Annotated in this window: 19 protein-coding genes; 12 read left to right on the top strand and 7 right to left on the bottom strand. The window is 70.8% G+C overall.

The window, feature by feature from the left end:
• The 3 genes from AB0O24_RS04510 to AB0O24_RS04500 form a co-directional block, all read right to left on the bottom strand.
• Positions 1-1,079: FG-GAP-like repeat-containing protein (locus tag AB0O24_RS04510; RefSeq protein ID WP_363372877.1), on the bottom strand; the 1,079-nt coding region annotated here is incomplete at its 3' end.
• A gap of 112 nt (positions 1,080-1,191) precedes the next feature.
• Positions 1,192-1,566 carry an amino acid transporter gene (locus AB0O24_RS04505; protein WP_275801837.1) on the bottom strand — a complete coding sequence of 125 codons (375 nt, stop codon included), beginning with the start codon at positions 1,564-1,566 and terminating at the stop codon, positions 1,192-1,194.
• Positions 1,563-2,198 carry an acyl-CoA synthetase gene (locus AB0O24_RS04500; RefSeq protein WP_275801838.1) on the bottom strand — a complete coding sequence of 212 codons (636 nt, stop codon included), beginning with the start codon at positions 2,196-2,198 and terminating at the stop codon, positions 1,563-1,565. Before AB0O24_RS04500 ends, AB0O24_RS04505 begins: the two co-directional genes overlap by 4 nt.
• A gap of 252 nt (positions 2,199-2,450) precedes the next feature.
• Here AB0O24_RS04500 and AB0O24_RS04495 point away from each other — a divergent pair, with 252 nt between their 5' ends.
• The 9 genes from AB0O24_RS04495 to ppsA all read left to right on the top strand — a co-directional run bounded on the left by AB0O24_RS04495 (position 2,451) and on the right by ppsA (position 13,768).
• Positions 2,451-7,844, top strand: a complete 5,394-nt coding sequence (locus AB0O24_RS04495) for a DUF6531 domain-containing protein (protein ID WP_363372873.1) — start codon at positions 2,451-2,453, stop codon at positions 7,842-7,844.
• On the top strand, positions 7,841-8,239 hold the full coding sequence (locus tag AB0O24_RS04490) for a hypothetical protein (RefSeq protein WP_275801840.1): 399 nt from the start codon (positions 7,841-7,843) through the stop codon (positions 8,237-8,239). The genes AB0O24_RS04495 and AB0O24_RS04490 overlap by 4 nt, the downstream gene beginning before the upstream one ends.
• 35 nt (positions 8,240-8,274) lie before the next feature.
• Positions 8,275-8,862 (top strand): hypothetical protein, encoded by a 588-nt coding sequence (locus tag AB0O24_RS04485; RefSeq protein WP_275801841.1) that lies wholly within the window; start codon positions 8,275-8,277, stop codon positions 8,860-8,862.
• Between the two features lie 11 nt (positions 8,863-8,873).
• Positions 8,874-9,173, top strand: a complete 300-nt coding sequence (locus AB0O24_RS04480; RefSeq protein WP_275801842.1) for a hypothetical protein — start codon at positions 8,874-8,876, stop codon at positions 9,171-9,173.
• A gap of 94 nt (positions 9,174-9,267) precedes the next feature.
• Positions 9,268-9,663 (top strand): hypothetical protein, encoded by a 396-nt coding sequence (locus tag AB0O24_RS04475; RefSeq protein ID WP_275801843.1) that lies wholly within the window; start codon positions 9,268-9,270, stop codon positions 9,661-9,663.
• A gap of 76 nt (positions 9,664-9,739) precedes the next feature.
• Positions 9,740-9,988, top strand: coding sequence for a hypothetical protein (locus AB0O24_RS04470; protein WP_275801844.1), 249 nt, complete (start codon positions 9,740-9,742; stop codon positions 9,986-9,988).
• Positions 9,988-10,386: a hypothetical protein gene (locus tag AB0O24_RS04465; protein ID WP_363372867.1), complete on the top strand. Its 399-nt coding sequence runs from the start codon at positions 9,988-9,990 to the stop codon at positions 10,384-10,386. Before AB0O24_RS04470 ends, AB0O24_RS04465 begins: the two co-directional genes overlap by 1 nt.
• Positions 10,387-10,502: 116 nt before the next feature.
• Positions 10,503-11,345, top strand: a complete 843-nt coding sequence (gene ppsR / locus AB0O24_RS04460) for a pyruvate, phosphate dikinase/phosphoenolpyruvate synthase regulator (protein WP_307384107.1) — start codon at positions 10,503-10,505, stop codon at positions 11,343-11,345.
• Positions 11,342-13,768, top strand: a complete 2,427-nt coding sequence (gene ppsA / locus AB0O24_RS04455; RefSeq protein ID WP_363372864.1) for a phosphoenolpyruvate synthase — start codon at positions 11,342-11,344, stop codon at positions 13,766-13,768. The genes ppsR and ppsA overlap by 4 nt, the downstream gene beginning before the upstream one ends.
• 8 nt (positions 13,769-13,776) lie before the next feature.
• Here the strand turns inward: ppsA and AB0O24_RS04450 are convergent, their stop codons facing one another.
• The 4 genes from AB0O24_RS04450 to AB0O24_RS04435 form a co-directional block, all read right to left on the bottom strand.
• Positions 13,777-14,973: a hypothetical protein gene (locus tag AB0O24_RS04450; RefSeq protein ID WP_363372861.1), complete on the bottom strand. Its 1,197-nt coding sequence runs from the start codon at positions 14,971-14,973 to the stop codon at positions 13,777-13,779.
• Entirely contained in the window at positions 14,966-17,176 is a 2,211-nt protein-coding gene (locus tag AB0O24_RS04445; RefSeq protein ID WP_363372859.1) for a YcaO-like family protein, read from the bottom strand. Before AB0O24_RS04445 ends, AB0O24_RS04450 begins: the two co-directional genes overlap by 8 nt.
• A 192-nt stretch (positions 17,177-17,368) precedes the next feature.
• Positions 17,369-19,120: an ATP-binding cassette domain-containing protein gene (locus AB0O24_RS04440; RefSeq protein ID WP_363372857.1), complete on the bottom strand. Its 1,752-nt coding sequence runs from the start codon at positions 19,118-19,120 to the stop codon at positions 17,369-17,371.
• A complete protein-coding gene (locus tag AB0O24_RS04435; RefSeq protein WP_363372854.1) occupies positions 19,117-20,841 on the bottom strand; it encodes an ATP-binding cassette domain-containing protein in 1,725 nt (574 codons plus the stop codon). Before AB0O24_RS04435 ends, AB0O24_RS04440 begins: the two co-directional genes overlap by 4 nt.
• A 37-nt stretch (positions 20,842-20,878) precedes the next feature.
• Here AB0O24_RS04435 and AB0O24_RS04430 point away from each other — a divergent pair, with 37 nt between their 5' ends.
• Genes AB0O24_RS04430 through AB0O24_RS04420 form a run of 3 tightly spaced genes read left to right on the top strand, consistent with a single transcriptional unit; the run spans position 20,879 to position 23,713 of the window.
• Positions 20,879-21,958: an iron ABC transporter permease gene (locus AB0O24_RS04430; protein WP_363372853.1), complete on the top strand. Its 1,080-nt coding sequence runs from the start codon at positions 20,879-20,881 to the stop codon at positions 21,956-21,958.
• Between the two features lie 23 nt (positions 21,959-21,981).
• Positions 21,982-22,953 (top strand): ABC transporter substrate-binding protein, encoded by a 972-nt coding sequence (locus AB0O24_RS04425; protein ID WP_275798477.1) that lies wholly within the window; start codon positions 21,982-21,984, stop codon positions 22,951-22,953.
• Positions 22,946-23,713, top strand: a complete 768-nt coding sequence (locus AB0O24_RS04420) for an ABC transporter ATP-binding protein (RefSeq protein ID WP_275798475.1) — start codon at positions 22,946-22,948, stop codon at positions 23,711-23,713. Before AB0O24_RS04425 ends, AB0O24_RS04420 begins: the two co-directional genes overlap by 8 nt.
• Positions 23,714-23,784: the final 71 nt, after the last annotated feature.

Below are 23,784 nucleotides of genomic sequence, written 5' to 3'. Positions count from 1 at the left end.
TTGTTCCACGCCTCGTACCAGGCGAGATCCGACTTCCCATCACCGTTGAAGTCGCCGACACCCGCCCAATCCGGCCGACTGTAACCGCTCAACCACTCCGAGCCCGAGAAACCCGAGCCATTCGACAACAGCACCTGCGCTGCGCCGTTGTGATTCCACGATTCGTACCAGACCAGATCAGACTTCCCATCACCGTTGAAGTCACCGACACCCGCCCAATCCGGCTTACCGTATCCGCTCAACCACGTCGAACTCGAAAATCCCGACCCATTCGACAACAGCACCTTGACACCATTGTTGTTCCACGACTCATACCAGGCGAGATCCGACCTCCCATCACCGTTGAAGTCACCGACACCCGCCCAATCCGGCCGACTGTAACCGCTCAACCACTCCGAGCCCGAGAAACCCGAGCCATTCGACAACAGCACCTGCGCTGCGCCGTTGTGATTCCACGATTCGTACCAGACCAGATCAGACTTCCCATCACCATTGAAGTCGGAAGCCACACGAGGAACGCTCGGAGCCTTCTTCCCGACATGGATGAACCCGCTCACCTCGCTGATGCGATATTTGCGCCAATCGAAGTCACCGCCGGCGTTGTCCTCGGAAACGGTTATCGTCCCGGCCTGAACATCCACCGACTCGACGTAGGCGACGTGCCCGAACCCGGGCGCGACCGATCGATCGAACCACGCCACGTCTCCGGGCCTCGGATTCGATTTGTCGACGGAGATGCCCTTCGATACGGCAGCGTTGCCCCACTCGTATGCGTTCCCCTGCCCAGTGATCGTAAACCGGCTGACCCCGTCGCGGCCCAACCGGTACGCAACATAGTTCGTGCAGTTGTGACCGCCGATCATGTTCCAGAACGACGTGGTGTAAACGGATTCGTAACCACCGTTACCCAACTGCTGCTTGTTGCACTGCGCGAAGCCTGTGCAGATAGCCGCGCCCCCGAGAGCTTGCGCCGCCGGGGCCGGTGCCCCCACGACGAGCGCCGACGAAGCCAAAACAACCACAGCCATCGACACGACCCACGCACGCACGCGCGACGGAAAAACCCGTGAACCGATCACGAGGCAGACCTCCCAGAGAGCGGTCTCGGGTAGACCGCGCGATCAGGGTATCGCCACCACCACCCCTGCGATAGGTCAGCGGGGTCATTCCTCTTCGGGCCTTCGAAAAGCGCTAGCCCCGCGGCTTCTCGGGGCCGCCGTCGGCCGGCGGAGCCTCGGGGGCGTTCGCGGCGTCGGGGGCGGTGGCATCCGGAGTCTCTTTCGGAAGCAGCAACGGCCGGTCGACGGTCGCGGTGACCTTCGCGGGGTCGACGACGAGAAGCATGAGCGCGACGCTCACGAGCACCACGATGAAGGTGACGCCGGCGGCGACGAGACCGACCACGAGAGCGCGCTGGATCTCATCGGCGGGACGCGTCTGGAAGAAGCCCATCGACATGAGCGTGACGAAACCGGCGAACACGGCGGCACCGAAGGCGAGGCCCAGCAGCTGGACGGGCTTCATCAGATCGCGACGGGTCGGCTTTTCGGCGGGCTTGTCGGTCACGACACGGCCTCCTCGGTGGGTGCAGCCGGAATCGGCTCGGGGCGGCGCGGCGAGAATCCCGCGATCGCCAGGAAGACGGCGACGACCGCCGCGTAACCGCCGAAGAGCCCGACGGCGATGACGATGCCGGTCAGCGTGAACGAGCCCGCTCCCTCGATCGCGTAGCCGAGGGCGAACTGCGGGTTGGTGACCAGGAGTCCGACACCGAGGACGAGAGTCAGGATGCCGATGAGCAGACCGTCGCGCGGGGCGGCGGCGGCGCGACCGGCCCGACGATCGCGGATCGCGGCGATCACCTCGACGAGGCCGCTCACAAAGGCCCACGCGATCACGATCGCGAAGAAGGTGCCGGTCTCGCGCCACGACGGGACGCTCGCCGCCATGCCCGCGATCGCCGAGACGACCGCGAGGACGATGACCGTCGCGCGGGCGCCACGGGGGAAGACGACCCAGGCCGACAGCGCGAACACGAGCGCCGTGGCGAGCGTGAACCCGCTGAAGACAGCGAGGCCCACGGACGCGGAGTGGTCCGACGAGAAGGTGACCATGGCAGCGGCGACGGCGGCGAAGAAGGCGCGCGCGAGCTGCAGATGGCGCACGTCGAAGGCGCGCGCAGGAGAGGAAGTGGCCACGGAAGATCCCGGAAGAACGGTGTCGATGGCATCCAGTCTATTCCTCGGGGAGCGCGCGACCTCCGGAGAGCCTGGATGCTGACGGGCTCATCGGCAATCCCCAGGTGACGCCGTGCGGGAGCGGAACGGCCGTCTTCTTGCTGCAGACGCCGAGCAAAATCAAGTCTTCCGGGACGAAAAAGGGTGGCGAGTTATCCTTTCTGTCGCCATGAGCGGTCGGTGTGTGACCGCGGGACGACTGGGGGGTTTTCGGTGGCTGATGTCGATCTCGAGGTGTATGGGGCACCTGACCTGACGTACGACTTCGGACGGGCCGACGCTGTCGCGTCGGCGGCGAACGCGGCCGCGAACCACATCGAAGATCAGACCGCGTCGCGGATCTCGTACGCCGCGACGGCGCGGACCGATTTCTCGGGCTACTTCTCCGAGCTGTTCAACGCGAACGCCGACATCGCGGCGAGCGACGCGCGCGAGCTGGTCTACCGACTGCGCGACGTGGCGTCGTTCATGGGGCGCCTGAGCGATGCGGCGCGGGAGGAGAACGCGCGGCGCAAGCGCGCGCGGGAGTGGCGCGACCGAGTCGAGGCGCGGCGGTCGAACTGGCTGGACGCGACGTGGGACGACATCTTCGGCGAGGAGCCGCCGCCCACCGCGGGGCCGATCGATCCGCCGGTGTTCCAGGCCACGACGCTGACGTCGTCGCCCCGACAGACGCCCGCACCGGGCGGCGGAGGCGGGGGCGGCGGCACGTCGTCGGCGCGCCCCGAGAACCTCCGGTCGTTCGCCAACGGCACCGCGGAATTGGACGCCGGCCTCTCGGCGCACCCGGGGCGTCTGTCGGAGTGGACCGGCGATTTCATGGCGACGTGCGATTTCGGTGGCATTGATGTCAGTCCGGTCGTCGCGGGTTTCCGCGCGTGGTTGGACGCGAATGCGAATGACACGGCGTGGGCGAACACGATCGCGCAGGCGTTCGAGGACGCCGGGACGAACGGGGGCATCGGGACGGTGTCGGATGCCGCGTTGGCGGCGTCGCTGGCCGCGGCGGGGGTGTCCGCGACCCGTCAGGACCTGACCATCGACCCCCCGACCGCGTGGGGCGGGGCACCGACGACGGGGTTCGTGAACGACCCGGTCAACTCCGCCACCGGCAACTTCCTCGAGCCGGAGAACGACCTGCCGTTCCCCGCGGCGACGGCGCTGCTGTCGCTGACACGCATGTACAACTCCCTGAACGACGGGGCGGGGGTGTTCGGTGTCGGGTGGTCGTCGATCCTCGACACCACCCTGCTGCTGTCCGACGATGATGCGCGGTTCGTGATGGCGGACGGGCGGCAGATCGTGTTCGGCCGGGACGGGCGCGACTGGGCGCGAGGCACCGGGGAGAACTCCTGGCTCAACCGCGCCAGCGCGGACGACCTCGCCGCGCGCGGGTTGGCCCTGTCCGAGGGCCTGCTCGTGACGGACAACGCCGGGGCCTGGTGGGCGTTCACCACCGGCGGCGACTGGGTCGCCGCCGGCGCGGGAGCCGGCAACGTCATGACCGTTCTCCGTGACGCATCCGGAGCCGTAACAGCCCTGGAGCACTCCCGCGACCGCCGCATCGACGTCGAGTACGTCGACGGGCTCGTGGCATCCGTCACCTCCTCCGACGGGCGCCGGGTCGAGTACCTGTACGACGAGGACCGTCGCCTGACGGCCGTCACCGGCCCCGGCGGCACCCGCACCTACCGGTGGAACGACGACGACCTCATCGACCAGGTGGTCTCGGCCGCCGGGGTGATCGAGTGCACCAACGTGTACGACGCGCAGCGGCGCGTGCGGGAGCAGACGACCGAGTTCGGTCGCCACACCCGCTTCACCTACCTCTCCGGCCGGGTCACCGAGGTCGCAGACAGCGACGGGTCGAACGCGAACACGTGGATCGCCGACCGCAAGGGCCGCCTCGTCGGGATCATCGACACCGACGGCAACCGCCAGTCGATGGCGTACGACGCGTCCGGCAACCTCGTCTCGGTCACCGACCGCGAAGGACGCATCACCGTCCACGCCTACGACACCCGCGGACGCAAGACCCGCACCGTCACCCCCGACGGCGCCGACATCACCTACGGCTACGACGACCACGACCGCATCACGACAGTGGTGACCGCCGACGGCGGTGTCGTCACCTACGACTACCCCAACGATCTGGAGCGGAACCCCTCCCGCATCACTGACCCCGGCGGCGGCGTCACCGAACTCGACTGGGCCGAAGGGCTGCTCCGCCGGGTCGAAGACCCCGAGGGTGTCGTCGTGCGCTTCGACTACGACGCGCACGGGGAACTGGTTGCCACGCGGAACGCCGACGGCGCCACCGCACGGCTGGTGCGTGACGGCGCGGGCCGCGTCACCCAGGCGATCACGCCGCTGGGCGCGGTCACGCGCTACACCTACAGCTCCGAGGGTTCGCTGCTGAGCCGGGAAGACCCCGACGGCGCGATCTGGCGTTACGAGCACGGCCCCGGCGGGGTGGTCACCGCGATCATCGACCCTCTCGGCGCCCGCACCGAGCTGGAGTACGGCCCGCACGGGCAGCTCACCCGCACCACCGATCCGCTCGGGCGTCGCATCGACCGCTCGTTCGACCACTTCGGCAACGTCACCGGCGTCACCCTCCCCGACGGCGCGACCTGGGGCTTCACCCACGACGCCCTCTCCCGCCTGCGCGAGATCACCGATCCCACGGGCGGGGTCTGGACCCGCGAGTACGACGCCGTCGGCGAGCTGGTGCGCACGACCGATCCCACCGGCGTGCACACTGACATCTCGCGCGAGGACACCACCTTCACGGTGCGCACCGCATTCGAAGAGACCTCGGTCCGTTACGACAGCTACGGCCGGCCGGAGAGGATCCAGGATGCCGCGGGCGACGCGTCGCTGATCACCTACGACGTTTGCGGGCGCCCGGTCGAGCTCCTCGACGCGGACGGCGGCCTCACCCGCATCGACCGCGACCTGGCGGGTCGCGTCATCGCGATCACGACCCCCGCGAGTCGCACGACCCGATACGAGTACGACCACTGCGGACGCCCCGTCGCGGCCGTCGACGCGAACGAGGCCCGCACCACCCTCGAGTACGACGCCGACTCGCGCGTCGTCGCCCGTGTCCTGCCGACCGGCGAGCGCGCCGAGACCGTGTACGACGAGGTCGGGCGCGTGGTCCGTCTCGACACCCCCGGCGTCGGCGTCACCCGTCTGGGTTACGACCTCGCGGGGCGCCTGACGTTCTCGCAGGACGCCCGATACGGTATCCGTCGCTTCGCGTACGACGCCGCCGGCCAACTCGTCGCCGCCACGAACGGCATCGGTGGGGTCACCCGGTACGCCTATGACGACCGGGGGCGCCTGGTGTCGATCACCGATCCCCTCGGATCGGTGACGACGCGCGCGTACACCGACCTCGCCCAGGTCGCCTCGCAGACCGACCCGCTCGGGCGGGTGACCACCGCCGCGTATGACGCAGCCGGTCGCCAGATCGCGCAGACGGCGCCGGACGGCGTCACGACCGAGTGGACGTACGACGCTGCGGGGCTGGCATCCGGTCTCTCGGTCGACGGGCGCCGGGTCACCGAGATCCGCCGCGATCCGGGTGAACGATCCGCCACGGTCGTCGACCACACCGGCGCCGAAACCGTGTCCCACACGCTGCGCTACAGCCGCATCGGCCGGCTCGTCGAGCGCGTCACGGGCGACGAGACGACGCGGTGGGAGTACGACGCCGACGGTGCTCGCACCCGCCTCGTCACCCCCACGGGGGTCACCGTCGACTACACACGGGATGCCGCGGGCCGCCTCACCCGTCTGGATCACTCCCGCCTCGGCGCCGTGCACTACACGCGCGACGCGTTCGGGCGGATCCTCGAAGCCCGCGCAGGCGACAGCCTGCAGACCTGGGACTACGCAGACGGCTTCCCGGTCGCGCACACGCGGACCGATGCCACGGGCGCGACCGTGACGCGCATCGAGCGCGACCACACCGGCCGGATCCTCGCGATCACGGATGCCACGGGCTCGACCCGTTACCTGCACGACGAAGCCGGGCAGCTGGTGTCGGCCGTCACCGACGCGGGCGAGACGCTCTGGCAGTACGACACCGCCGGACGCCTCGTGCGAGAGACGTCCCGCGAGGGTGAGCGCGTCTCGACGTACGACGCGGCGGGGCAGCTCCTGTCGCTGTCGGACGCCGCCGGGATGACCGCGTTCGCGTACGACGAGCGGGGTCGCCGCGTGCGCGAGACCGCTCCGGGTCACGAGACGACCTACGCCTGGGACGAGCGAGGGTGGCTCCGCGGCATCACCGAGCGCGCGTCGGGCGGCCAAGAACGCCACGTCGCCCTGCGCGTCGATGGGCTCGGCGACCTCGTCGAGGTCGACGGCATCCCGCTCCTGTGGGACACCGCCGACGGTACGCCCCGCGCTCTGCGCGCCGGCTCGACCGACCTGTTCCGCGCCCCCGGCGCTCTGGCCGGCATCGACGGCGAATGGATCGTCGGAGGCTGGCGCGACGCGCGCTCCGCCGCGGCCGACGAGCCGTGGGCAGCGCTGCGTGCGGTGCAGGCGCTGAGTGGTGACGCGGTGTCGATCACCCCGGGCGGGGATCTCGCGATCGCGGGACTGGAGTGGATGGGCGCACGCGCCTACGACCCGGCGACCCGTGGGTTCCTCACCACCGACCCCCTCGAGGCGCCCGTCGGAGCGGTCTGGGGCACGAACCCCTACTCGTACGCGGGCAACGACCCGCTGCACGCCACGGACCCGCTGGGTCTGCGTCCGGTGACGGACGCCGAGCTCACGGCCTACGGCGAGGCCCGGCAGGGGGCGCTGGCCACGGCGACAGACTGGGTGGGGGACAACTGGGACGTCATCCTCGCCGGGGCCGTCGTCGTCGTCGGAGTGGGGCTGATGTTCACCGGGGTTGGTGGGCCGGTCGGCGCTGTCCTCATCGGTGCCGCCAGCGGGGCTCTGATATCCGGCGGAACATCGTATATCTCACAGAAGACCACGACGGGAACGGTCGACTGGGGAAAGGTTGGGACGGACACGCTCACCGGCGCCGTTTCAGGAGCTGTCGGAGGAGGCGTCGCAGCGGGGCTGGCCAGGGCGAAGGATGTCGTGCGCATCGCCTCGTTTGCGGATGACGCGGGGAAGGGCGCGCAGAACCTCTATAACTTCCTAAGGAATCCCATCAATCGGGGGATGGTCTCGGGTGGCGCCAGCGGATCCACGGGCAACGTGCTCGACTACCAGTTCAGTGACGGCGACCATTCCCCCCTGGGCTACCTCCAGGCCGGCGCCTCAGGACTTGTCACGGGCGCCGGCAGTTCCGCGATCTCCGGCCACCTCGGGAAGGGCCTTGCAGAAGAGATAGCGGAACGATTCCCTGGTTTCGTCGCGGCCACGACCAGTGGCCGACACGCTGCGCCCCTCAACTACGGAAGCATGTTGGCTGAGCTGGGAGTGAGCCACGTCACGGGTGCCCTCGGCGGCCTGGTGAACACTGTGCTCAAGCCCGGCGACATGAGGTCGACGGACATCGTCAGTGGTCTGCTCCAGGGCTTCGCGAATGGCGGGGACGGACCCGTTGTAGGAAGGTGGGCACCGTGATGGCGACTCCCCGGCGCAAGTCCTCGCTCAGGCTCAAGGTGTTCGGATCGATCTTCCTCCTCATGGTGGGAGTCGTCGTCTTCTTCCTCTTCGTCGCCCCATCGCTGGAGCGGAACGCGCTCACGACATGGCAGTGCGACGTGACATCGGCGGAGCCTCATGAATCATCAGGAACGTTCAAGGGGTCGACCACGCTGCCCAGCGTGCTTCTGCACACGAGCGACTGCGGTGACATCGCCCTTCAGAACGGCGTGACCTTCGACAACAACACTGAAATCGCCGCTGACTTCGTGCCAGGTACCTACGACTTCCAGATTGGTTGGGTATCCGCTTTCCTGATCAGACTCCTCCCGAACGGGCTTCCCGAGGCCCAGTCGTATGAGCCCGTGAGCTGACCGACGCCCCGATCGAGTGCATGAAAGGCTGAGCCATGAACTTCTCCACCACGGCCGTGAGTGTCGGAGTCGCCGTCGCCGCGATGGTCATCGTCACACTGGCCGTGTCAGCCGGCATCCGCCGCTCCCCATCGACCGCGACCTACAAGGCCACCAAGGCCAACGTCCTCTTCGTCGTCTCCACCCGACGCTGGCAACGCGTGCTCATCCGCACCGTCGGCATCGCCGTCGTCGCGCTGGGAGCCGTCATCGCGTTGGTCGCCTTCACCCGTCCGGCATCACCGCCAGCGATGAGGATCGCCGGCGTTGCCACTGTCGTCGGCGGCATCCTGTTGATCCTTCTCGCCAAGGGCATGCACCGCCTACGGCTCGAAGTGACCCCCGACACCATCTGGTCCTTCCCGATGATCGCGGCACCCCGCGAGATCCCCCTCGCCGAGCTCACGGCCCTCGCCCCGCACATCACGAGCAACTACGGCGGCATCCTCGGAAAGACCGGATCGAAAACCCGGTTCTACGCCACCGGCATCATGCTCGGCTACCCGCAGCTCATCGAATACTTCCGGCAGTACCGCCCCGACCTCCCGATCCCCGACGCCGCCCGCCCCCTGCAGGAGAGGTGAGGAGCACCTCGATGAACGCGGGACTCGTCGACAGCGCGGTCGCAGACGTGGTGACGCTCGCCCAGGCGCTGAGAACCGTCGACGAAGACCGATACGCGACGTTCTTCGACGGGGTCGCCCGTGACCTCCTTCGCGCCGGCAGCCCGGACGAGGTTCGCGAGGCGGCCGCCCGCGGCCTGGCGGTCTTCGGAGGGATGAACTCGTTCACCGACCTCGTGTTGATGGACGGCATCGTCCCCGATGTCGAGAACAATCGCAGAATCGATGAACGACGGGAAGCCGTCTACGACTCTCTCAGGCGTCTCGTCTGATCGGGCGCCGAAGAGCCGACACGCGGCGCAAGGGGAAAGGGATGTCGATGGTGAAGTTCCGGGCCGCCCCGCCACGCGAGCAGTGGCCGAACGCATGAGCCGGCGACGCCAGACGTCACGACGCTCCCTCAAGCGCGGCGCGGTGCTCGGCGCGCTCACCCTGATGATGCTCGCGGCGTTGGGAGTTGTCCTGATTCCCATCTGGGACGACATCGGGATCGAGGGCCGCGAGTGCACGGTGACGGGGGCGAGCGCGGCATCCTCCGGGGGCGGACGAAGCCCGACCCTCCCCATCGTCCGAATCGAGACGAACGACTGCGGAGCCCTGAGCTGGCAGCAGGGGGTCACCTTCGACAACAGTGCCGAGATCGCTGCGTCGTTCGCGCCGGGGGTGTACAACATCGAGACGGGATGGTTCTCCCGCACGATCATGCCGCTTCTGCCCGACGGCCTTCCGACGGTAAAGAGTTTCACCTTCCTGCGGGAATGAACCGGATGCCGACCGCGCGACGACCAGCCGAGATGCTCTTCGTCCGTTGTCGCTCGAGCAGACAGGAAGTCCTCTCATGGCCTACGACGTTCTCGCGACGGCGCGCGGACTGCGCGACGAGCTCGACGCCGCCGGGCACCAGAACTGGTCCCGCGAGATCGACGACGCGATCGCGGGCGGGTCGACCGGCACGGAAATCCTGATGCGCCTGCGAAGCGTCCTGACGCGGCTCGCGCCCGGGGTGCACGCGGGCAGCCCCGAGACCGCCACGCGCGCACGCGCGATCGAGACCGAGGTCAACGGCATCCTGACCGAGGGGCGCTGATGCCGGCGGGTCGAAAGAAGAAGCCTCCGAGCAAACTCGCGGTCCTCGCGTCCCTGCTCGTCGTCGCACTGGGGTTCGCGCTCACCGTGTTCACGCTCTTCATCGGGCCGCCGCTCGAGAACAACGTGCTGACCACGTGGCGGTGCACCGTCACCTCCGCGGATCCACGAGAGTCCTCCGGCGGGTTCAAAGGGTCGAGCAGCCTTCCCAGCGTGCTCCTCCACACCACGGAGTGCGGTGACGTCGTGCTCCAGAGGGGCGTCACCTTCGACAACTCCGCGCGCGTCGCCGCCGAGTTCCGACCGGGCGTCTACGACTTCCAGGTGGGGTGGGTCTCGGCTCACATCATGCCGTTGATCGGTCTTGCCAGCGTGCAGTCCTACGAAGCGGTGCCCTGAGAGCGCGGATTACGCATCGGATAAGAATCCGTTTTCTTACTTTCATTCGGCGCAGGAATTCTGATCGAACTTCCCTAGCGTCGTCGCATGGCCCACCCCACGACGCCGCGGACACCGTGCTGAGCGCCGCCACGCGCGCGGTGTTCTTCGTGTCCGACAGCACGGGGATCACCGCCGAGACCCTCGGCAACGCGCTCCTCGCCAACTTCCCCGCCGCCCACTTCGATCGCCACACCATCCCCTTCGTCGGGACGGTGACGCCCGTGTCGACCGTCGCCGCGGCATTGCAGAGCGCGACGACGCCGGAGGCCGCACCGATCGTCTTCGCGACCGTGAAGGATGCCGGCATCCGGGCTCTGATCGCCGGCTCCGCGGCGGTGGTCATCGACCTCCTCGCGGGGCACCTGACCGAGCTCGAAGCCGCGCTCGACACCCCCGCCGAGCAGCGCTCGGGGCAGTATCACGGGCTCGGCGACCTCGAGCGGTACTTCGCGCGCATGCGCGCGGTCGAGTTCGCGATCGAGCACGACGACGGCCAGAGCGGCCGCGCGCTCGACACCGCCGACGTCATCATCGTCGCGCCCTCCCGCTGCGGGAAGACGCCGACCACGATGTACCTCGCCCTGCACTACGGGCTCCTCGTGGCGAACTATCCGCTCACCGACGACGACTTCCCCACCGACGGCCTGCCGCGCATCGTCGCCCCGCACGCGGATCGCTGCTTCGGGCTCACCACCACCGCGCTGCGCCTCAGCCAGGTGCGACACGAGCGCCGCCCGAACTCGACATACGCCAGCCTCGCCCAGTGCACCCTCGAGATCCGCCGGGCCGAAGACCTCTACCGCCGCAACCGCATTCCGTTCCTCAGCTCCGCGACCCGGAGCGTCGAGGAGATGTCCGCCGTGATCCTGCAGTCGATGAAACTGCGGGACCGCCCCCACGAAAGGCCCACCCCATGACCAACATCCTTCGTTTCGACGAGATCGGCATGAGCGATCTCGCGCAGGTCGGCGGCAAGAACGCCTCGCTCGGCGAGATGGTGTCGCACCTGGCATCCGCCGACGTCCGGGTCCCGCCCGGGTTCGCCACCACCTCTGATGCATTCGGACGCTTCCTCGCCGAGGGCGGGCTCGACCAGCGCATCCGCGCGGCGGTCGAGGGCATCGACGTCGACGACGTCGCCGCGCTGAGCCAACTGGGAGCCCGGGTGCGCGCCTGGATCGAGGAGCAGCCCTTCCCGGCCGATCTCGAGACCGACATCCGCACCGCCTACGCGGCGCTCGTGGCGGAGGAGTCGGATCCGGATGCCGTCACCTGGGCCGTCCGTTCGAGCGCGACCGCGGAAGACCTCCCCGACGCCTCGTTCGCGGGTCAGCAGGAGACCTTCCTCAACATCGGAGGGATCGAGAACATCCTGCAGGCGATCCGTCGCGTCTTCGCCTCGCTCTACAACGACCGCGCGATCGCGTACCGCGCGCACCACGGCTTCGACCACCACGAGGTCGCCCTCTCGGCCGGGGTGCAGCGCATGGTGCGGTCCGATATCGGTGCTTCGGGCGTCATGTTCACCCTCGACACCGAGTCGGGCTTCGAGGACGCCGTGTTCGTCACCAGCTCGTACGGCCTGGGCGAAGCGGTCGTGCAGGGCGCGGTGAACCCCGACGAGTTCTACGTCTACAAGCCGGCCCTCCGCGCCGGGCGCCCGGCGATCCTCAAGCGGTCGGTGGGCGAGAAGGCCATCGCGATGCGCTACACCGATGGCATCCACGTCGACGACAGCACGGCCTTCGTGGAGGTGGATGCCGCCGACCGGGCGCAGTTCTCGCTCACCGACGCGGAGGTCGAGGAGCTCGGCCGCATCGCCCTGGTCATCGAGGAGCACTACGGCCGCCCGATGGACATCGAGTGGGGCAAGGACGGTGTCGACGGGCGTCTGTACGTGCTGCAGGCCCGCCCCGAGACGGTCGTCTCGCGCCAGTCGGCGGGCGTCCTGCGCCGCTTCGTGCTGGCCGAGCGCGGCCCGGTGCTGCTCGAGGGGCGCGCGATCGGTCAGCGCATCGGCGCGGGACGCGTGCGCGTGCTCACCTCGATCGACCAGATGGCCGACTTCGCGCACGGCGATGTGCTCGTCGCCGACATGACCGACCCCGACTGGGAGCCGATCATGAAGCGCGCCTCGGCGATCGTGACCGACCGGGGCGGCCGGACGTGCCACGCGGCGATCATCGCCCGCGAGCTCGGCATCCCCGCCGTCGTCGGCACGGGTGTCGCCACCCGCGCGCTCGCCGACGGGCAGGAGGTCACGGTCTCGTGCGCCGAGGGCGACGACGGCCTTGTGTACGGCGGCATCCTGCCCTTCGTTGAAGAGCAGACCGAGTTGGACCGGATGCCGGAACCCCCCGCCAAGATCATGATGAACGTCGGCACCCCCGACCAGGCCTTCGCGTTCTCGCGGCTGCCGAACGCCGGCGTCGGGCTGGCCCGGCTCGAGTTCATCATCAACCGGCAGATCGGGATCCACCCGCGCGCGCTCCTGGATCTCGACGCGCTCGACGGCGAGCTCGCGGACGACATCCGCGCGCGCGTGGCGGCCTACCCGTCGCCGGAGGAGTACTTCATCCAGCGCGTGGCCGAGGGCGTCTCGATGATCGCGGCGGCCTTCGCACCCGAGCCGGTCATCGTGCGCCTGTCGGACTTCAAGTCGAACGAGTACGCGAACCTCATCGGCGGTCCGCTCTACGAGCCCCACGAGGAGAACCCGATGCTCGGCTACCGCGGAGCCGCGCGGTACGTCTCCCCCGAGTTCCGCGCGTGCTTCGACATGGAGTGCGAGGCTCTGCGGCGCGTGCGCGACGACATGGGGCTCACGAACGTGCAGATCATGGTGCCGTTCGTCCGCACCGTCGGTGAGGCGGCCGCGGTCATCGACCTGCTCGCGACCAACGGCCTGCGCCGTGGGGAGAACGGTCTCAAGGTCGTGATGATGTGCGAGCTGCCCGCGAACGCGATCCTCGCCGAGCAGTTCCTCGAACACTTCGACGGCTTCTCGATCGGCTCGAACGACATGACCCAGCTGACCCTCGGGCTCGATCGCGACTCGGCGCTCATGGCATCCGCTTTCGACGAGCGAGACCCGGCGGTCCGTCACCTGCTCGGGATGGCGATCGACGCGTGTCGGCGCCAGGGCAAGTACGTCGGGATCTGCGGACAGGGGCCCTCTGATCACCCCGACTTCGCCGAGTGGCTGGTGGCGCGTGGCATCCAGTCGCTGTCTCTCAACCCCGACACGGTGGTCGAGACGTGGCTCGCTCTGGCCGCGAGCGAGCGGCCGAAGGGGCAGGTGCTGACGGAGGCGCAGCTCGGGGTGTCGCACCGCGGCTGAGCACCCGCTCACCACCCCGGGAAGGGTGTCTGCGCGGCGGCTGCCGGCGTCACGGGGTTCGCCCCCGGGCGTCGCGCGGCCGCCGCGATGAGAGCGGGATCGAGCCGGAACGCGCCCAACGGCAGAGGGATCGCGTCGGGGCACAGCGCTCGGACGACACGTCCGTCGGGTGCGAGGTCGACCGTCCACGTTTCTCCCGCGGCGCTCACGGCGGGGGGACCGGGACGGAGGTCATCGAGCCGTTCGCGGAGGCGGGCCCGCACGCGCGGGTCGAGGGCGAGCTGCACGTGCGAGAGAGGGTCGAGAAGGCGTCGGCGTGTGCGCGGATCGGTGGGAGCGTACCGACGGTCCGCGCGGGGCGGGACGATCCCCGGCACACCGAGCGCGTGCAAGTCGGAGCCCGGATCGTCGAGCGACCGGGCCAGCACGAGCTGCCACAGCGCCCGGGCGATCGCGGCGCGCTGGCCGGGCGCGTCGAGCCCGTATCCGCCACCGACCGTGAGGACGCGGCCATCGTCGACGGCGGCCAGAGCGACCGGGCCGAGCACTCCGCGATCGAGGCGGCAAAGGGTCAGTTCCAGGTCCGCGTCGGCCCACGAGTCCCGCACCTGAGGAGAGAGAGCAAGGGATGCCGCGGGGGCGAGGCCCGTCCACCAGCACCACAGCGCGTCGTCGACGACGACAGACCTCGACGCTTGCGCGCGTGCGTCGTCGTTGTCGACACCCGCACCGAACCCGCCCAGCAGCGGTGGGTGCACGAGAGGCTCGTCGGGCCGCGCGTCACCGGGACGAGCCACGGCGGCGGTGTACGGCATCCATCCCTCCACGCTCCCGCGGCGAGCGCGCACCCACCGGCGTTCGACGAGGTCGTCGTCGGGCGCGAGCGGGAAGCCGGGCATCGCGCGCTCGATCGGATCGACCCAGCCGAGATCCGATGCGCGGAGCACGGGCGCCCCCTCGGCGGCGAGGCCGCGGGCCGACGCGCGACGGACCTCGAGCTGCCCATGATCGGCCGACCACCAGTGGCGGCGGACGGCGGCGTCGATCGCGTCGGGATCGACTTCGGGGGCGAGGTCGACGACGACCGCGTGCGCATCGACGCCCGTCGCCGTCGGCATCGCGATCTGCAAGTGGTGGAACGCCGCGGGGAACGGGGCCGCGTGGCCGACCCGCACCGGGCGGGCGGTCAGCGTGCGATCAGGCATGCGGCAGCGGGAACAGGTTGATCTCGTGCTCGGCGAGAGGGGTCTCACGCCAGCCCAGCTCGACCGCGATGCGCTGGACGCGTCCGTGGCCGAGGAACGGGAACGCCGCAGGGGCGTTGCCGATCGTCCCCGGCGCGATCACTCGGACGACCGTGAGTCCGGCGCTGCGGATGTCGGGGGTGGTGATGTCGACCACGATCGGCTCGACGTCCGCGCGCTCGAGGGCTGCGATCATCGCGACACGGGAGCGTTCCGCCAGCCGCGGCACGGTGCCGAGCGAACGGGTCGTCCCCGGACGCAGAAGACGGCGCATGCGTTCACCGGCGCGGGGGTCGAGGTACACCTGCTGCTGCACCATGAGGTCGTCGCAGTCGTGCATGTCGGCGCGGAAGTCGTCGAGGTAGCGGCGGTCGGCGCGCCAAGGCTTGAACGCCCGACCGTTGAGCTCGCCCTCGGTCATCACCCGCCAGTGCAGGCCGTCGGCGTGCAACAGGTCGCGCGAGCCCTCCTGCAGCGTGTACGCCTCGGTCAGGGCCTTCGAGGCTGCGGAGGCGAAGTCAGGGCGCGCCGAGAAGCCGACATTGACCAGCTGATCGTCGTCGTCGTGCAGGATCGCGGCCGCCACCGGGACGGCGAACTCGTTGTCGAGATGGACGAACGAGACGCGCGAGCCCTCGGCGACCGGCGGCGCGGTCACGCCCTCGACACGGGGAAGGGGCTGCGCGTTCAGCCACCACACCATCGTCGCGTGACGCTCGACGACCTCTTCGATCGCGCTGGTCACGGCGAACTCCTCGCTGGGGCCTGCGGCGATGCCCGCGAAGGCGCAGAAGTTCGTCGGCGGCGCGGCGGCCACGTCGGCCGAATACCAGTTGACGTAGACGAGGGATGCCGGCACCCAGATCTCGCGGCCGGTCACCGCAGAGCGTCCCGGCACCCAGTGCACGGGGAGGTCGGCATCCAGAGGGACGAAGGGGAATCCGGGGGCGGCGTACTGCGCGTCACTGTAGAGGACGAGCCGGCGGGGATCGAGCGCGGGCACGCCCGCCCGGCGCAGCTGCGCGAACGAGCCGTGCCGCACGGGCAGGGTGTCGAGGATGTTGCCGCAGTACCGCTCCACCGACTCGCCGATCGCGGCCGCCTGAGCGGATGCCGCGTCGTCGAACGCCGACCCCTGACACAGCACGTTGTTGGCCCACGACGTCACCGCACGGATGTCGGCGACGTCGGCCTGGCGAGTGACGAGAGCCGTGGGGACCCGCGAGTGATGCCGGACATCGCGCACGCGCGTGATGACCCCCGAGCGCTCGTCGACGAGGTCGAGCGCGGAGTGCGAGCGATGCCGCGTGCGCCGGTGCGGGAGCGGGAGCACCGGATGGGCGGTGTGACGCACCTCCCCCTCCTCGAGCCAGAGCTCGTGCAGGAGATCACCCGGTGCCTGCGCGAGGTCCTCACGGGCGACGGTCTCAGCGGCGACCGCGACCAGCTCCCACATCGCGTCGAGCAGAGCGGGCAGGTCAGCGGCATCCGGCCCCTGATCCCCACCGACGGCCGGACTCCGAAGCGCCCGGTGGACGGTCGCGTTGCGGGCGGATGCCAGACGGCGGGCTGCCGCGTCTTCGTACGACGCCCCGACCCCCGGCGTGACGAGGGGGCCGACCCACAGCCGACCGCGGGAGAGCTCGACGGCCAGCCACGGCACGCGGAGGTCGTGGCAGATGCGGTCGAGGTCGATGAACTCGCGCTCGCGGCCGCCGCGCAGCGCCACGACGAGGAGGCGGTCGGCCGAGAAGGCCGTCGTCGCGACGGTGCGCGGCGGACCGACCGGCGCGGGGAGCACGTCGTCATCGGCGCGCAACCGCGCGCGGGCGGCGGCGACCACCTCGTCGTCGCCGGCCAGCACGGCGCGGACCGCGGGACCCGCGTCGGGTCGCGGGGCCGGGGTGATCATGGTCGGCGAAGAGACCGCGGCGGCGGCGAGCAGCGGCCGCAGGGCAGCGGCCGCCTCGGCGAACTCGGCGCCGATCAGATCGTCGCGACGTTCGTGCCACGCCCAGAGGAGAACCTGCACGACAGCGGCGGGAACGTCGACGATGTGGTGCTGCTCACCGACGGTGACGAGGCTGCGGCGCTCGTCGAGAGGACGGATCTCGACACCGGTGCGCGCGGGGCGGGCGTCGAGCACGAGCGGGGTGGGCGTCATCGGGGGTCTCCTCACGAGAGCGGGTGGAAGCGGGTACGCGCGGGCCCGGCCGAAGCCGAGCCCGCGCGCGGAGAGGTCAGGACCAGGCGAACGAGGTCGCCACGTGACCGTGGTGGTTGGAGTTGGGAGCGAGCACCGTTTCGGCGGCGCGCTGCTCCTCGACGGCGACGATCGTGATCTGCGACATGGACATCACCTCCTCTCGAGGTCGGGGGTTTCGGACAGGTCTCCGGTGAGGGCGCCCTCGACGACCGCGCGATACCGGGGCGACCGTGCGGTCAGCTCGTCGTGCGGGCCGGTGTCGACGACGCGTCCGCGCTCGACGAAGAGGACGCGATCCATCGCGCGCATGAGCGTCGGGCGGTGCGTGATGGCCACCGTCGTCCGCCCCGCGCGCGTGGCGGTGAGGGCGGCGACGAAGTCCGCCTCCGTGAGGGTGTCGAGGCTCGCGGTCGGTTCGTCGAGGACCAGCACGGACGGGTTGCGCAGGAGGGCTCGCGCGAGTCCCAGGCGCTGGCGCTCCCCACCCGACCACGTCGCGCCACGCTCGGCGAGCAGGGTGTCGAGACCCTCGGGGAGGGCACGCACGTGGTCGGCGAGGCGCGCGTGTTCGAGTGCGGTCCAGAGCGCCCGGTCGTCGGCATCCGGTGCGAGCAGGTTCTCTCGAACGGTGGCGCGGAAGACGTGCGGCTGCTGCGGGACGAGGACGACCCGTCGGCGCGTCTCGGCCCCCGACTCCGCCGCGCAGTCGACGCCGTCCACCGACAGCTCACCCTCGGCGGCGAGGAGCCGGGCCAGCACGAGAGCGAGCGTCGTCTTGCCGGCCCCGCTCTCGCCGACCACCGCCACGTGCTCACCCGGCACGAGGGAGAGATCGGCGCCGTTCAGGGCGCTCCCCTCCCCCTCGGGGTAGGTGGCGCGGAGGTTCCGGGCCACGACCGCGCCCGGGTCGGTCGTCGAGAACGCGCGGAAACCCTCGGGGTCGACGGGGCGCACGCCCGGGGCCCGCAGGACGGCGTCGACGCGGCGGGCGGCCTCGGCGGTCTCGCCGACGCGCCCGAGCGCTCCGGCGGCGATCGCGGCGGGAGACAGCGCGGCGGCGGCGAAGACCACCAGCGACGGGGCGATGACGGCATCCATTCCCCCGGCGATCGCCGCCGAGGTGAGCAGAAGCGTCGTCAGCAGCACGACCACGGTCAGGGCATCGGTGAGGGCCTGTTCGAGACCCGCGCGCAGAGACAACCCGCGCCGCGCGCGCTGCACAGCCCCGGTCTCATCGGCCATCGCCTCGGCCTCCGCGCCCACCCGCCCGAGCAGGACCACATCGCGAGCACTGGAGCGCGCCGCGAGGACGCGCGCGGACAGGCGCGCGAGCGCCGCCCGCAGGATCTGCCCCTGGGCCGCAGCGCGGCGCGCGAAGAGCACCGGCACCGCCACGAGAAGCACCTGCGCGGGCACGAGCAACAGCCACACGGGACCGAGGAGCGCGACCGCGGTGACGTCGATCACGAGACACGCCAGAACGCCGGCCGCGACCTGCGCGACGGTGTGCGCAGCGAACCACTCCAGCGACTCCACGTCGCCCATCGCCGCCGCCACCGTGTCGCCCGACCGCCGACGGGCCAGGCCCACCGGGGCCAGACGGGCGATGGCGCGGTGCACGTCGACGCGGAGCGCGTCGATCACCCGGTACGCGAGCACATGCGCGAACCACTGCTCGCCCCAGGCTGCCAGACCGGCAGCGACGACCGCCACGATGACGGCCAGCACCAGCGGGGGAGCCCCTGCCGCGGTCGCGAGCGCCGAGGCCGCGGTCACCGAGAGCACCGACACAGCGATGGTCGCGAGCATTGCGACGGTCACGACCGCCACGACGCCGAGGAACAGTCCGCGCCGTCGGCGCAGATAGGGCACGAGCAGGCCGAGAGGGCGAAGGACGCTCACGCGCGGCCTCCCCCGGCGGGCACGGCGCCGACCGCCTCGGCGGCGAGCAACGCGGCGTACGCCCCGCCGCGCGCTCGGAGGTCGGCGGGCGCACCGGTCTCCACGACTCTTCCCTCCTGCACGACGATCACCCGGTCGGCGCTCTCGGCCACGGCGAGGCGGTGGGTGACCGCGACGATCGCGTCGTCGGGGCGGGCGGCACGCAGAGCGGCGATCACGCGGGCCTCCGCGGCGGGGTCGAGGGCCGAAGTGGCTTCGTCGAGGACCAGGACACGCCGCTGCTGCATGTCACCGCGGGCGATGGCGACGCGCTGGCGCTGCCCTCCCGAGAGCACCGCTCCGCCGTCGCCGAGCGGGGTGTCGAGGGTGAGGCGGCTCTCTCCCGTGCCGATCCCGGCCCGCGCTGCGACGACCTCGACCGCCTCGGCGTCCGCGGGAGCGGCGAGCGCGATCTCGGCGGCCACATCGCCCGCGAGCAGCGCCGGGTCCTGGGCGACCAGGCTCACGCGCGCCCGCAGCTCATCGACGCCCATGGTCCGACCGCCGAGCGAGATCGTGCCCTGCTCGGGCTCGAGCAGACCCGCCAGGGCCGCCGCGATCGATGACTTGCCGGCGCCGGTGGGACCGACGATCGCGGTGAGTCCGGCATCCACACGGAAGGACGCTCCCCGCACGACCGGTGCCGAGGAGTTCGGATGCCGCAGGCTCAGATCCCGGGCCTCCAAGGGCAGCGCGACCTCGCCGCGCGCGACCGGCTCCGTGTCACGACGCCCGCGGTCCGCCTCGACGAGGTCGAGCACGAGTGGTCCCGAGAAGGTTCCGAGGTAGCCCGCGTGCCAGGCCGCAGCGAGTTCGCGCAGGGGGCGGACCAGCTCGATCGACAGCAGGACGGCGGCGAACATCTCGAATGCGCTCAGCTCCCCACCCCGCACGGCGATGAGCACGAGCACGAGCGCCGGAACGGCGAGCAGGGCGAACTGCGACAGTCCCGACTCCACGAGCGACACGCTCAACTGGCGCAGCGTCCGCCGAAGCAGCGTGTCGGAAGCCGCGGCCAGTTCGCGCTCGCGCCGTTCTTCCTGCCCGAACGCGACGAGGGTCGTCATCCCGTGCATCGAGTCGACGAACTCGGCGTGCAGGTGCTGGTAGGCGTCCCAGTGGTCACCGCCCCGGGCAGCGAGCACCCGGTCCCACAGGCGAGGGGCGAGCGGAAGAACGACGGCGGCGACGATCGCCACGGCCCCGATCACGGGGTCCACGAGCACGAGGCCCGTTCCGACGGCGGCGAACACGACACCCGTCACCGCCAGCTGCGGCACGTAGGCCGAGAGGTACGCGTCGAGGTTCTCGACGCCGTCGGTCACGGTGGCCTGGTCCGCGCCGGTGCGTCCCTCACCGGGCGTGCGCGCCGTGCGCTCGATCAGCGCGGCGACGGCGTGCCGACGCAGGTCGCGCTTGACGGCATCCATCGCCCGGTGTGCGATCGCGGCGCGCAGCAGAGTGAGCCCGGGGCGCAGGAGCAGGACCGCGGCCACCACGACGATCAGGGGCAGGAGCGCGGAGTCGACGAGCGAGCGGCCCGCGAGCAGACCCGCGAACAGCTGCGACAGCACGACGGCCTGCGTCGCCCACGTTGCCGAGATCGCCACACCGACGCCGATGAGCGCAAGAAGCGCCCCCGTATGCCCACGCCAGAGGCGGAGGAGTCGAAGGTGAGCCATGTCATTTCACCTTATTGAGAATGGTTATCATTAGGCCATGACCGTAGGAGAGCTCACGACCGACGTCAAGTCGGCGACGACCGTTCGACGCCGCCGACCGGCCGTCGCCGTCGTCGTTCTGCTCGCCACTGCCGTTCCGGTCGTCATGGTGCTCGCCGTCGCCGTCGGCCAGATCGCGCTCACCCCGGCCGAGGTCGTCGACGCAGCCTGGCGCGCACTGACGGGAACGGCGGGGAGCACCGATGCCACACGTCTGGCCGACACCGTCGTCGGACAGCTGCGCGCGCCGCGCGTGCTGCTCGGGTTCTGCGTGGGCGCGATCCTCGCGGCCAGCGGCGCGGCATTGCAGGCGGTCGTTCGCAACGACCTCGCCGACCCCTATCTGCTGGGGATCACCTCCGGCGCCTCGCTCGGCGCAGCCGCCGTGATCGCGCTGGGCGTCGGCGCGCTCGCGGGCACGCTCTCGACCTCGGGCGGAGCCTTCGTGGGGGCGTTGCTCGCGCTCGTCGTCGTGCTCGTGCTCGTCGGTCCGCGCCGTCGGCTCGGTTCGGGTCGACTGGTGCTCGCCGGACTCGCCGTCGGGTACGCCCTCTCGGCCGTGACGAATCTCGTCGTGGTGCTCTCGGACAACCGCGACGCGATCCGCGCGATCACCTTCTGGATGCTCGGCTCCCTGGGGCAGGCGTCGTGGACCGACCTGCCACTCGTCGCTCTCGCCCTCGTGACCACGGTGGGCATCCTCACCGTCTGGGGACGCCGGTTGGATGCCATCGGCCTCGGCGACGACGTGGCCCGGAGCCTCGGGAGCGACCCCGACCGCCTCCGCCGAAACGTCGCCATCGTCACCGCGGTGGCCATCGCCGCCGCGGTCGCGGTGAGCGGGTCCATCGGATTCGTCGGTCTCGTCGTCCCCCACCTCGCCCGAGGACTCGTCGGAGCGACACATCGCCTCCTCCTGCCCACGAGCGCGCTACTCGGCGGGCTGCTCCTCGTGGCCGCCGACACGCTCGCGCGCACCGTGCTGGCTCCGCGGGAGATCCCGCTCGGCATCCTGACCGCCCTGCTCGGCACTCCCCTGCTCCTCCTGCTGATCGCCCGTCGCAGCCGCGACGCGTGACAGCCCCACCCGAAAGGAAATCGATGCGCTCGCGTCCCACCCTCGCCACCTCCCTCCTCCTGGTCGGTGCCACTGCCCTCGCCGGATGCTCCTCCCCCGGCGCCGCCGCTCCCTCCGCGAACTCCGGAGAGACGTACCCCGTGACCGTCACCGACTGCGGAACCGACGTGCAGATCGACGCACGCCCCGAGCGGGTGCTGACCGTGGGGACCGCCGCCGTCGAGCTGCTCGCCGCCGCGGGCGCCGGAGACGCCGTCACCGCCCGCACCGCCGAGTTCGGAGCGGCGCTCGCGGCCTCGATCACCGACCCGCCCTCCGACGACCTCATCCTCGACCCCGCCGACCCGACGACCGAGACCATCGTGGGGGCGACGCCCGACCTGGTGTTCGGCTACGGGCTCTTCTCGGCCGACCCGGCGCAGGTGAAGGCAGCCGGCATCCCGATCCTGACCGTGCAGGGCGAATGCGGGCACGACGCCACCACCGCGAGCGGGGCCGTCGACCTGCACACGATCACCGCCGATGTCCGGCGCCTGGGCACGGTCTTCGACACGAGCGCGACCGCCGACCCCGCGGCCGACGCCCTCGACCAGCGGATCGCCGCGGCGACGCGCCCCGCGACCGGAGACTCGGCGGCCTGGGTGTACTACTTCTCGTCGGAGGACCCGATCTCGGCATACGGCGGAGCGGGCATGCCCGCGGCGGTCCTGACCGCGGCCGGACTCGACAACGTGTACGGCGACCAGAGCGACGTGTACCTCACCGTCTCGACCGAGAGCCTCCTGGCGGCGCAGCCGACCTGGATCGTGCTCACGCACGGTCTGTACGGAGAGACCGAGGAACAGGCGCGCGAGAAGCTGCTCGCCGAGCCCGGGATCGGAGAACTGGATGCCGTGAAGGCCGGCCGCATCGTCATGGTCGGTGCCGACACGTCGAGCCCGGCGCCCGCGGCGATCGCGGGCCTGGAGACCATCACCGCGGGCACCGATGGCTGACACCCCCGCACTGCTCGAGGCCGACGGGGTCGCCGTCGCGCACGGACGCCACCGCGTGATCGAGGATCTCTCCTTCACCCTGCACCCGGGTGAGCGCGTCGCGATCGTCGGCCCCAACGGTGCGGGGAAGACCTCTCTGCTGCGCGCGCTGGCCGGGCTCACCCGCCCGGCCGGCGGGCGCGTGCTCCTCCACGGTCGTGACCTGACGCGCCTGCGGGACCGCGACCGCGCGCGGCACCTCGCCTTCGTCGCGCAGGACGAGCACACCGATCTGCCGTACCGGGCGCGCGACGTGCTGCTGCTCGGGCGCGCGGCGGGCCGCGGCGACTGGCATCGCTACGACGGCGACGATCACGCGGTGGTCTCGGCGGTGGCCGAGCGGTGGGAGCTGACGGGGCTGCTGGATCGCACCCTCGACGCCCTGTCGGGTGGCGAGCGAAGGCGCGTGCTTCTGGCGCGCGCCTTCGCGCAGCAGGCGGAAGTGGTCCTGCTGGACGAGCCCACGAACCATCTCGACCTGCGTCACCAGCACGCTCTTCTCGCGCACTTGCGCGACACCGCCGCCACCGCCGTGCTGACCCTCCACGACCTCGATCTCGCTGCCGCGTACTGCACGCGGGTCGTCCTGCTGCAGCACGGGCGGGTCCTCGCCGACGGCGCCCCCGACGCGGCCCTGTCGTCGGAGCGGGTCTCGAAGGTCTACGGCGTGCCCATCACCTCGACCCACGTGGGTGGACGGGCGCGCATCCTCGTCGGATGATCGGGGTCCCTCCCGCGGCGGATGCGGATACGCTCCGGGACGGACGACACGGCCGACCCCCGCGGCTGGGA

The sequence above is a fragment of the Microbacterium sp. NPDC086615 genome (assembly GCF_040686055.1).
Taxonomy (GTDB): domain Bacteria; phylum Actinomycetota; class Actinomycetes; order Actinomycetales; family Microbacteriaceae; genus Microbacterium.
This window is presented reverse-complemented; position numbering and strand designations above follow the sequence as displayed.